Here is a 10,122-nt window from a genome sequence, read left to right on the forward strand (position 1 = left end):
AAGGCGCATAAAAGGCGCTGTGAAGAGCGTTTGAAGGCACTTTGCTTTTGGGAAGATTTGCTCCATGCCGGTATGGGTGTGCATGATGCGGCAAGTTTGAGTGCGGTGCAATTTGGTGTGAGCCGGATGTCGCTTTTTAATTGGCGGCAGATGGTGGAGGGGTATGAGCGCCCTGATTGGTTGGCAGCTTTAGCGCCTTGTTATGGTGAGGAGAATGTTTCGCAATTTGCGCCGTGTCATGAGGGGGCGTGGGAGGTTTTTTGTTCGGATTATTTGCGCCCCTCTAAACCTGCTTTTTCGGCGTGTTATCGGCGCATGGTTTCTGTTGCGCAGGAGCGGGGTTGGCTGCCCATTCCTTCAGAGCGGGCTTTGCGGCGTCGTTTTAAGGCGCAAATTTCCAAAGCGGTTGTGGTTTTAGCGCGTGAGGGAGAAGAAAAGGCAAAAAAGCTTTATCCAGCCCAACGGCGTGATCGCTCGAGCCTGCATGCACTGCAAGCAGTGAATATGGACGGGCATAAGCTGGATGTTTTTGTGAGCGTTCCTTGGACAGAGAAGCCTGTGCGGCTTTATCTGATTGCGATACAAGATCTTTATTCGGGCAAGATTTTATCGTGGCGCTTATCGGATGCTGAGACTTGGGAAATCGTTCGTTTGGTGATTGGGGACATGGTGGAAGCTTATGGCATACCGGAGCGTATGACCTTGGATAATGGGCGTGCCTTTACCAGCAAGTGGATTTCTGGAGGTGTGCAAAACCGTTTTCGTTTTAAGATTAAGCCGGATGATCCGCAAGGGCTTTTGACGAGTTTGGGTGTGCAATTGCAATGGACCACCCCTTATAGCGGACAGTCTAAACCGATTGAGCGGGCATGGCGTGATCTGGCAGAAGCGATTTCGAAACATCCCTTTTGTGCGGGGGCTTATACGGGCAATAAACCGGATGCCAAGCCTGAAGATTATGGCAAGCGCGCGATAGGATTTGAAGCGTTTAAAGCCCATGTTGGTGCGCAAATTTGTGCACACAATGCGCAAGCAGGGCGTAAGGCGGTTAATTGTGCGGGGCGCAGTTTTGATGAGACCTTTACTGAGAGCTTGCAAGCAGAGGGGACGATTATTCGGCAAGCAACGGCGGCACAACGGGCTTTATGGCTTTTAACCTCTGAGGCGTTGCGTGCGCAAAAGGGTACGGGGGAGATTCATTTTTATGGCAATCGTTATTGGGCGCGGGCGTTGAATGAGCATGCGGGGAAAAAAGTGATTGTACGCTTTGATCCGGATAATTTGCATCAAGATTTACGGGTTTATGATTTGAACAATCGGTTGCTTTGTCTGGCACCATGCCTTTGTGATGTAGGTTTTTATGACCAGCAGGCGGCGCGCTTGAATGGGCGTTTGCGTAAAGAATATGTGAAGGCTGTTAAAGCAGAAAAACAGTTGGCAGCAAAGCTTGCACCTGATCACTTGGCCGATGTTTATGGTCGCCTTGAGAAAAAGGATGAAGCGTTCAAATCGAAGCTTCCGATAAAGCCAAAGGTGAGCCGCTTGATGCCAAACAATGTGGGGAATTTAGCTTTGAAAGCAGACGATGATGAGGCTTTGGGGGAGGAAGAATTCAGTCAACACTTGCATAAAGCTTTGAGAAAGCTTTCCGCCTCTGATGAGGGGCGTGAGGTGATCAAGTTTCCCAAGCAATAGAATAAGGAAATAGGAAAAGAGAGGGGGGGTTATAAGAATTCTCAAAAGGAAGCTGGTTTTGTATCGCGTATCAGCTTGAAGCGTTAACAAAGAAAGGGGGGGAGGAATCTTAATCCTTTAAAAGTCTAATCAATACATGAAGTTTCTAGGTGTCTTTGCCTGATCGGGTAAGATGCGTGGAGTTAGCAAGTTCCCTGATGTGTGAGAAAGAGAGGGGATTTGCAAGGTTAGCCGTTTTAGTATCGCGTACGGCTTTTAAATGTTCATTCTAAAGACAAAAGATAAGGGGCGGGTGGGAGCCCTTCCCCTTATCAACAGTCTAAAATCAATACGAGAGGGGAATATACATGAAAAACGCGATAAATGCAACGGTCGATAAAAATCCTTGGGCGCGACCTAAAATCCAGCCTAATGGCACAGCACAAAACCGCAACAGTGATGACATTGCTTTATGGAATGAGCTTGTGGATGCGGTGAGAGCTTTGGGGCAAATGAATGATTGGTCGAAAGCAGAGGTGGCACGGCGCATAGGGATGCCGGATGGGACGTTTTCGCAATGGTATGCGGGCAGTTATGCGGGACAGTTGGGGAAGCAAAATGCAAAGGTTCAACAATGGGTTGAGACTTTAAAGGAAACGGCGGGGTTTTTGGAGAAGATCCCTGAAAAACCAGCCTTTCAGAGGAATCGAATTGCCAGTGAGATTATTGATACTTTAACACTGGCACAAAGTACGGGGGATATGGTGATGATTACGCTTGATGCGGGCAGTGGTAAGACCGAAACCTGCCGCCATTATCGCTCTACCCGCCCGCATGTTTATCTGGTGACAGCCAGCCCGCATACGCGCAGTGTTCACGGTATTTTGAATGATATGGCAGCAGAATTGGAAGTGGTGGAATATAATCCCACCCGCTTAACGCGTGCCATTGGCAAAAAGTTAGAGCGTGTTGGTGGCGGAACATTGTTGATTGTTGATGAGGCGCAAAATTTAACGGATGAAGCGATTAATCAGTTGCGCCACTTTGTTGATATCAATGGTACGGGGTTGGCTTTGGTTGGCAATGATGAGATCTCGGGGCGGTTGGTTCATCGTCAAAATGGTCCCTCTTATGCGCAAATTAAAAGCCGATTGGCGATGCATTTGAAACGGCGCAAGCCTTATAGTGAGGATATTGCGGCGCGCATTCATGATTGGGGGATTGAAGATGTTGGTGCGATAAAGTTTTTGACAGGGATAGGCTTAAAGGCTGGAGCTTTGCGGCAAATTGACAAAACCATGATGTTGGCACGCATGGCAGCGCTTGGAGATGGGTGTGAGGTGACTTTGAAACATGTCAAAGCGGCATGGAAAAACCGTGACGTGGAGGAATTGGCATGATCTCTTTATGCGACAAAGAATTATCCGATACGCTTGTTGGTCTTTATGACGATTATCAATGCGGTTTTGATATTGGAGAAAAGCTTCAATTGTGTGTTGATTTGGCGTTATTGCTTGAATTGGAGTTGAGTGTTCATCGTTTGGGGGAGGCGGATGCGGTTTTGGAAGCTGAAGTTGCAGAAGTTTTGGCTGAGTGTGAAGTCTCTGATGCGGATGAGAGCAATCGTGTGATTTATATGGATTTTGGAGGAAGCAAATGATGGAACGTAACCCCTATATGGTGAGAGAGTGCTTGATTGCTTTGCGCTCTGCCTTTTTACAGTATGAGGTGAATGGCATTTTTATGCATGGACAAGATGTTCGAGAATTGAATGAGTATTTGCGTCGTTTGGCAGGCTATAACCACGTTTTAGGTCATGAGCTTATGCGGTGTCGTTGGCAATTGAAAGCGGGATGTGCGCCTTCTTCAGGGGATGTTGTGCCATTTCGTCGGTTTCAAAAAACATAAGGAGGAAGTTGGTGATGAATCCACAAATTGAACTTGAAGGTACGCGTTATATGAAGGATGCGAAAGGGGCTTTGGTGCCGGTAAACCTGATCCGTCCTGCGGATTTGTTAGAGGATGAAACGGTGCGCAAAATTATGGGTTTTGCGAAAGAATTATCGGCAAGGATTGCACGTTTTAACAACCATACGATTGCGGATTTGAGTGATTTTGATAGCTTGCTTGCGCAAGAATATGGTGTGGAGCGGCGTGGCAAAAAGGGCAATTGTACTTACACAAGCTTTGATGGTTTGCAACGTATTAAGGTGCAAGTTCAGGAAAGTGTTGATTTTGGACCGCAATTGCAAATTGCCAAAAGCCTTCTTGATGAGTGTTTGAATGAGTGGTCTGCGGATGCACGCCCTGAAATCCGTGCGATTATTACGCGTGCTTTTAATACGGATAAAGAAGGCAAGGTGAATCGGGGCGAGATCTTTATGCTGTTGCGTTTGGATATTGATGATCCACGCTGGAAAGAGGCGATGCGTGCTATTCGTGAGTCATTGCGTGTGACGACATCTAAGGAATATGTGCGTTTTTATGAGCGCGATACATTGGAAAGCCCTTGGCGGGCTGTGACCATTGATCTGGCGAAGACATGAGGGGGAGAGATGTCTTTAGCTGTCCTTCATATGGGAAAACGCGCGTTAGGTCTTGATGATGAGACCTATCGCGCACTGCTCTATCGCTTGACAGGCAAGCAATCGGCGAAAGATTTGAATTTTTCAGAAAAGCACTTGGTTATCGCTGAAATGAAAGTGTTTGGTTTTAAGCCGAATAGGAAGCTTTTAGAGGGTAAATATGCCAAGAAGTTGCAGGCGCTTTGGATTGCTGGGTGGAATCTTGGCATTATTCGTGATCGTTCAGATAAGGCGTTGCTTGCCTTTGTGAAAAGACAGACTGGGATTGATCATATTCGCTTTTTACGCGATAGCGATGATGCATGCAGAGCCATTGAGGCGTTGAAAGGTTGGTTGCAGCGTGAGGGTGGGGTTGACTGGAGAGGGAAAAACCGCGAAGATTCATGGAGGAAGAAACCAAGCATTTCCATTTTGTGTGCCCAATGGAAGTGTTTAAATCCGGATGCTGTGTTTGATGTGGAATCTTTTCATCAAAGTGTTATGGCGTTAAGTGGTAAAGCTTTGGGTGAGATGAGTGGGGGCGATTTTAGAGAAGTGATGAATGTTTGGGGGCGGAAAATCCGTAAAGGTGTTAAAGGCGAGGGGTAAGCATGTATGCAAGAGGAAATCTATAGCGATTTTCCTGCCTTATTGCGTGAAATAGCTGATGTTGCGGGCAGTGAAGCAGCATGGAATATGATGCGGGCTTTTGGTGGACGAGAAGTTTATATACCCGGGCGTCTTGAGAGTGCGGATTGGTTGATTGAAATTGTTGGGTTTGAAGAGGCGCAGCAATTGATCAACCATTTTTGTTTTAATGGTTCGGGTGTGCGCCTTCTTATCCCCCTTGGCAGAGATGCTGAACGGCGGCAAAAAATGGTGCAAGCGTTGCAAAAAGGCTGGTCGGTTGATGCTGCCGCTGCTGTTTCTGGTATGCATGTGCGCACAGCCTATCGCTTGAAGAAGAAAATTTCTTTGCAAGAACCACAAGGTTTATTATTTCCAGAGTTTTATGAGTATTGAGAGTTTTGACTGACAGTGTCAGGCTTATATTGGGGGTTTGAAATCCGATAAACTGCGCATGGATTTTTATGCATTGAGTGGTTTGTTATGGTTTCAATAGATGCTTCTTTTCTTCATCGCCTTGCGCCTAAACTGGCGCATCATGCGCGTCAAGATTTTATTATTGTTGAAATGGCACGCGTGTTGCCTAAAGCTTTATCTTATGGGGCACTCACAACACCGTTGCGTATTGCACATTTTTTAAGCCAATGTGCCCATGAGAGTGATGGCTTTTTTACCCTGCGTGAATATGCCTCTGGGCGCGCTTATGAGGGGCGGCGTGATTTAGGCAATGTCAACCCTGGGGATGGTGTGCGCTTTAAGGGGCGTGGTTTGATCCAATTAACGGGGCGCAATAATTATCGCCGTTTTACGAAGTTTTGGCGCTTAGTCGATGAACAAGCTGTTGATTGTGAGGCTTTTCCAGAAATGGTGGAAAGATTTCCAGCAGCGCTTTGGTCTGCTGTTTGGTTTTGGCAAATGAAAGGCTTGAATAGGCTGGCTGATCAAGATGATTTACTCAGAATTACTAGAGCAATTAATGGGGGAAGAAATGGACTTGTGCAACGTTTGATTTATTTGAACCGCGCCAAAAAGCTTTTGGGACTTGGAGGCGAGGTAAAGGCATGAAACCTTCTTATCGTGGCTCTAGGCTCTATTTATGGTGGTCTTTTTGGTTTGCTTGGGGGGTTATTTTTTTGCTCGTTTCTGGTGGTTTGTGGGGGGTTCCGCATATTGTTGATATGGCGAGCATTTCTATTCCTTCGATGGTGGCGATTATTGTTGGCAATCTGGGGGTGCATCGTGGCTTTGGCTCGTTGGATTTTTCTAATAGGAAACATTCCCATAAGCGGCATAGCAGCTCCTATGATGGGGTGGAGATAACGAGGTGGGGAGATAAAAGCAATGTTTAGCCCACTTTCAAAACTGTCTTTTGGTCTGCTTTTTTTGGTCAGTGTGATGTTGGCGGCTTTTGGCTTTATGAAAGCGCAAATTTTAAAAGCGGAAAAGGCGCGTGATTTGTATTGGCAGTTGGAGATTGCCAAGGCTTCAGCACGTGCACTGCTTGTACAAGAGCGACAAAGACAAGCAGCGTTGGAAGCTGAGCATCGAGCGCAAGGGGTGATTTCGGCTTTGGAACAAAAGCTTACAAAAATGGAGGAAGTCAATGCAGTATTGCCAACTACTGGCGGTGGCATTGGGCTTGAGCGTGTGCGCTTGCTCAACACACAAGCCGGTGGGTAGCCTTTTTTATCATTTTTTATCGGTTGAGTTGCCGCCTGTTGTTCGCATGGCGTGTGCCCGCCCAGCTTTATTGCCAGAGCGTGCTTTGAATGCGCGTGAAGTGGTGCACTATTGGGGGCGTGATCGTGCTGCTTTATTGATTTGTGAACAGCGCAGAAAAGCTGCGGAGCGGGCGATTTTAGGCAAAAGAGAGGGGACTTTTAAGTGAATTTGGATATCAGTGTTGCCAATGGCTGGTTGTCTTTATTGTTATCGGTTATTGCGATTTGTGGGGTTTTGAGAGCCTATTTTTCTTCAGGTGCGCGGGAAATGCTGAAAGATATCACGGCGCTTAAAGAGCGTGTGCAAAAGTTAGAAACAGAGATGGACTTTTTGCCTGATCGTGATGCGCTGCAAAGATTGGAAGTGAATATGGAGAAATTGAATGGTCGTCTCAACACGCTTTCTGCACAATTACAACCGGTGGCAGCCATTGGTGAGCGCTTGCAAGAGTTTTTACTGGAGAATGCCAAGAAATGAAAGCAGATATGGATAAAATCATCCGTGAAGAAGCGCGGTTGATTATTTTAAAAGGGCTTGCTTGTGAGCGCAGTGAAACTTTATCGAGTGCGATGATTGAGCGGCTTTTATACAGTTATGGCATCAGGCGCGATCGCGATTTTGTGCATAATGAATTGGCATGGATGGAAGATCAAGGTGCTGTCACATTAAAACAGGTGGGTTCAGTTTTTCTTGCAGCGTTAACAGAACGGGGAGCGCGTCATTTAGACCGGAGCTTTTCCATTGAGGGGATTAAGCGGCCTAAACGTTCATCAATAAAAGACGAGGTGAAGGATGCGCAAGGTCGGGCGTGGACGTTTAACGGCGATTGATTTATTGCCGCAAGCTTGTGATCAAATTATTGCTGCTGCTGCTGAGGCTTTAAATGGGCGTGAGAAGACGCAAATGGCTATTTATGGTGAGTTTAAAGCGGCTTTGAAGGCTTTACGAAAGGAAACGGGTCTCAGCTTTTCTATTCCCTCTTTTTCCAGTTTTAATCGTTATTCTTTGCGGCTAGCCGTGATGTCAAGGCGCCTAGAACAGACAAGAGAAATTGCAGCAAGTCTTTCCAAGCGTTTTGATGCCAAAGCTTCTGATAATATCACTCTTTTGACGGCGGCAGCGATTAAGGAGTTGATTTTTTCAACGTTGAGCAGTGGGAAAAACCTTTCGCCAAAAGCAGCACAAGAATTAGCCAATGCGCTCAAAGGGGTTTTGGCGGCTGAACATTTATCGACCACCAGACGGCAAAGATTAGAGAAGGATTTTACCACTAAAGCAAGTAAAGCGGTTGATGTGGCAGCAGCAGCGGCGGGGCTCTCAGAAGAAACAGCGCGGGCTATACGTGCGCAGGTGTTGGGGGTTAAAAATGGCTGAACAGCCCTTTTCAAAAAGTCATGTCTTTGATCATCAAAGTGGCTTTGATATTTGGCAGAAAAGTACTTTTCCCAAAGAGAGTGATCCCTTAGCGGAAGGCGTTTTGATGGCGCATCAACGGGCATGGATTGAAGATAAGTCCCCATTAAAATTGGTGGAAAAGGGGCGGCGGACCGGCATTACTTTTGCAGAAGCTTTGGATGATACACTGATTGCAGCGGCGGCACGTGAAGCGAGGGGCGATAATGTTTTTTATATTGGTGACACCAAAGACAAGGGGCGGGAATTTATTGGCTATGTGAGCAATTTTGCTTCGGCAATTACGAGCCATAGTGGGGATGTTGAGGAATTTTTATTCTCTGATCAAAGGGCGGATGGTTCGACGAAATATATCTCTGCTTATCGGGTGCGTTTTGCTTCGGGGTTTCGGATTGAGGCGCTTTCTAGCCGCCCTGAAAATATTCGCGGACTACAGGGCATTGTGGTGATTGACGAGGCGGCGTTTCATCAAGATGTGCGCGCTGTTTTGGATGCTGTCAATGCTTTGCTCATTTGGGGAGGCAAGATCCGTGTGATCTCCACCCATAATGGTGTACTCAATCCTTTCAATGAATTGATCCGTGAAGCACGAGCAGGCAAAGTGCCTTTTTCGGTGCATTGTTACCCCTTTGGTGTCGCTGTTAAAAATGGCTTGTTTAAACGGGTTTGTGCCATGAAGGGGGAGGTGTGGAGTTTAGCATCTGAGCAACAATGGGAAGAGCAAATTCGTGCCTCTTATGGGGTGCGTTTGGCTGCGATGCGCCAAGAATTAGATGCCATACCAGCCGATCAAGAAGGGGCTGCTTTAACACGTTTGCAGATTGAAAATTGTTGCGCGCCTGACATTGCATTGTTGCGTTTTGCTTGTGTGGATGATTTTAAAAATCAATCGGAACATCAACGAAGTGTTGCTGCTTTTGCTTGGTGTGAGAAGCATATAAAACCTCTTCATGCTGGGCTTGACCGGCGGCGCCAACATGTTTTTGGTGTTGATTTTGCGCGGAGTGGCGATGCGACATCGATTGTGGTGATGGAGGTGGGACAAGATTTGGTGCGCCGTGTACGGTTTATGGTGGAATTGCGCAATACGCCGTTTGATCAACAAAGAGAGATTTTATTTTATGGGGTGAATGGTTTGCCGCGTTTGATGGGCGGCGCGTTAGATGCGCGGGGCAATGGGGCTTATTTAGCCGAAAAAGCGGCGCAGCGTTATGGGGCTTGTGTGAAGGAAGTGCCCTTGTCACAAAGTTGGTATGGCAAGGAAATGCCGGCTTATTTAGAAGCTTTTGGGGATGGGACGATTGTTTTGCCGCGCGATAGTGACATTGTTGCCGATCATCAAGCGCTTGCTTATGTCAATGGCATTGTGAAAATTCCAGACAATCATCGTTTTAAAGGCAGTGATGGTTTTATGCGCCATGGTGATAGCGCGATTGCTTGCGCTTTGGCTTATTTTGCCAGCCGCCAAACTCCTGAAATTTATGATTATACACCTGTGAGAGAGGCTTATCGTTTTGATGAAAGCTCGCTCTTTTCAACGCCTTTTTTTTCAACAATGCGATCAAAGATTTATTGATGGGATGATGAGATGGTAAAACTTTTAGATCAGTGGGGCAGGGCGCTTAATATCAAAGGGTTGGAGAGGGAAGTTGCAAGCCCTACCGTTAATGGTATTCGTGATGTGTGGTCACAAACCATTGTCAGTGGTCTCACCCCTGCGCAACTTGCTGATATTTTGCAACAGGCAGCACGGGGGCATCCAGAGCAGTTTTTCCAACTTGCCGATGATATGGAAGAGCGTGATTTACATTATCGAGCTGTGCTTGGCATGCGTAAAAATGCTCTTACAGGGGTGGAGCCTGGAGTGATTGCCGCAAGCAACAGTGCACAGGACAAAAAGATAGCAGATGCGGTGCGGGAAGTGATTAGTGCGCCTACCTTTGTTGATGATTATGTCACGGATTTGTTAGATGCTTTGGGAAAAGGCTATGCGGTTGTTGAAACTTTGTGGGACAAGAGTGCCAAGGAATGGTGGCCGGTTGCTTGGAAATGGCGTGACCAGCGGTTTTTTCAATTAGACCGGCGGGATGGTTTTCATTTGCGTTTAAAAGAAGAGGGGTCT

Annotated in this window: 16 protein-coding genes; all 16 read left to right on the forward strand. The window is 46.8% G+C overall.

Annotation, left to right across the window (positions count from 1 at the left end):
- Positions 1-1,695, forward strand: a 1,695-nt coding sequence (locus tag ACFIMC_RS07870) for a transposase domain-containing protein (protein ID WP_375680716.1), incomplete at its 5' end; no start/stop codon positions are given.
- 347 nt (positions 1,696-2,042) lie between these two features.
- The gene (locus tag ACFIMC_RS07875) at positions 2,043-3,074 is read left to right on the forward strand and encodes an AAA family ATPase (protein ID WP_375680717.1); all 1,032 of its coding nucleotides are present in this window, start codon (positions 2,043-2,045) and stop codon (positions 3,072-3,074) included.
- The gene (locus ACFIMC_RS07880) at positions 3,071-3,334 is read left to right on the forward strand and encodes a hypothetical protein (RefSeq protein ID WP_375680718.1); all 264 of its coding nucleotides are present in this window, start codon (positions 3,071-3,073) and stop codon (positions 3,332-3,334) included. Before ACFIMC_RS07875 ends, ACFIMC_RS07880 begins: the two co-directional genes overlap by 4 nt.
- The gene (locus ACFIMC_RS07885) at positions 3,331-3,582 is read left to right on the forward strand and encodes a hypothetical protein (protein WP_375627417.1); all 252 of its coding nucleotides are present in this window, start codon (positions 3,331-3,333) and stop codon (positions 3,580-3,582) included. Before ACFIMC_RS07880 ends, ACFIMC_RS07885 begins: the two co-directional genes overlap by 4 nt.
- Before the next feature lie 14 nt (positions 3,583-3,596).
- On the forward strand, positions 3,597-4,220 hold the full coding sequence (locus ACFIMC_RS07890) for a DUF3164 family protein (RefSeq protein WP_375672119.1): 624 nt from the start codon (positions 3,597-3,599) through the stop codon (positions 4,218-4,220).
- A 9-nt stretch (positions 4,221-4,229) separates the two neighbouring features.
- Entirely contained in the window at positions 4,230-4,847 is a 618-nt protein-coding gene (locus ACFIMC_RS07895; RefSeq protein WP_375680719.1) for a regulatory protein GemA, read from the forward strand.
- 6 nt (positions 4,848-4,853) lie between these two features.
- The gene (locus ACFIMC_RS07900; protein ID WP_375648297.1) at positions 4,854-5,261 is read left to right on the forward strand and encodes a helix-turn-helix domain-containing protein; all 408 of its coding nucleotides are present in this window, start codon (positions 4,854-4,856) and stop codon (positions 5,259-5,261) included.
- Positions 5,262-5,348: 87 nt separating this feature from the next.
- Positions 5,349-5,930, forward strand: a complete 582-nt coding sequence (locus tag ACFIMC_RS07905) for a glycoside hydrolase family 19 protein (protein WP_375672106.1) — start codon at positions 5,349-5,351, stop codon at positions 5,928-5,930.
- A complete protein-coding gene (locus ACFIMC_RS07910) occupies positions 5,927-6,214 on the forward strand; it encodes a hypothetical protein (protein WP_375613745.1) in 288 nt (95 codons plus the stop codon). Before ACFIMC_RS07905 ends, ACFIMC_RS07910 begins: the two co-directional genes overlap by 4 nt.
- The gene (locus tag ACFIMC_RS07915; protein ID WP_375613746.1) at positions 6,207-6,545 is read left to right on the forward strand and encodes a hypothetical protein; all 339 of its coding nucleotides are present in this window, start codon (positions 6,207-6,209) and stop codon (positions 6,543-6,545) included. Before ACFIMC_RS07910 ends, ACFIMC_RS07915 begins: the two co-directional genes overlap by 8 nt.
- Positions 6,538-6,753 (forward strand): hypothetical protein, encoded by a 216-nt coding sequence (locus ACFIMC_RS07920; protein WP_375680720.1) that lies wholly within the window; start codon positions 6,538-6,540, stop codon positions 6,751-6,753. Before ACFIMC_RS07915 ends, ACFIMC_RS07920 begins: the two co-directional genes overlap by 8 nt.
- Entirely contained in the window at positions 6,750-7,064 is a 315-nt protein-coding gene (locus ACFIMC_RS07925) for a DUF2730 family protein (protein ID WP_375607966.1), read from the forward strand. Before ACFIMC_RS07920 ends, ACFIMC_RS07925 begins: the two co-directional genes overlap by 4 nt.
- Complete coding sequence (locus ACFIMC_RS07930; protein ID WP_375637064.1) at positions 7,061-7,417, forward strand: hypothetical protein; 357 nt, start codon at positions 7,061-7,063, stop codon at positions 7,415-7,417. The genes ACFIMC_RS07925 and ACFIMC_RS07930 overlap by 4 nt, the downstream gene beginning before the upstream one ends.
- A complete protein-coding gene (locus tag ACFIMC_RS07935; RefSeq protein WP_375679946.1) occupies positions 7,380-7,961 on the forward strand; it encodes a phage protein Gp27 family protein in 582 nt (193 codons plus the stop codon). Before ACFIMC_RS07930 ends, ACFIMC_RS07935 begins: the two co-directional genes overlap by 38 nt.
- Complete coding sequence (locus tag ACFIMC_RS07940) at positions 7,954-9,576, forward strand: hypothetical protein (protein WP_375680721.1); 1,623 nt, start codon at positions 7,954-7,956, stop codon at positions 9,574-9,576. The genes ACFIMC_RS07935 and ACFIMC_RS07940 overlap by 8 nt, the downstream gene beginning before the upstream one ends.
- A gap of 12 nt (positions 9,577-9,588) precedes the next feature.
- Positions 9,589-10,122: DUF935 family protein (locus tag ACFIMC_RS07945; RefSeq protein ID WP_375680722.1), on the forward strand; the 534-nt coding region annotated here is incomplete at its 3' end.

It is taken from the genome of Bartonella sp. AP21QHHD, from assembly GCF_042196205.1.
GTDB lineage: Bacteria > Pseudomonadota > Alphaproteobacteria > Rhizobiales > Rhizobiaceae > Bartonella.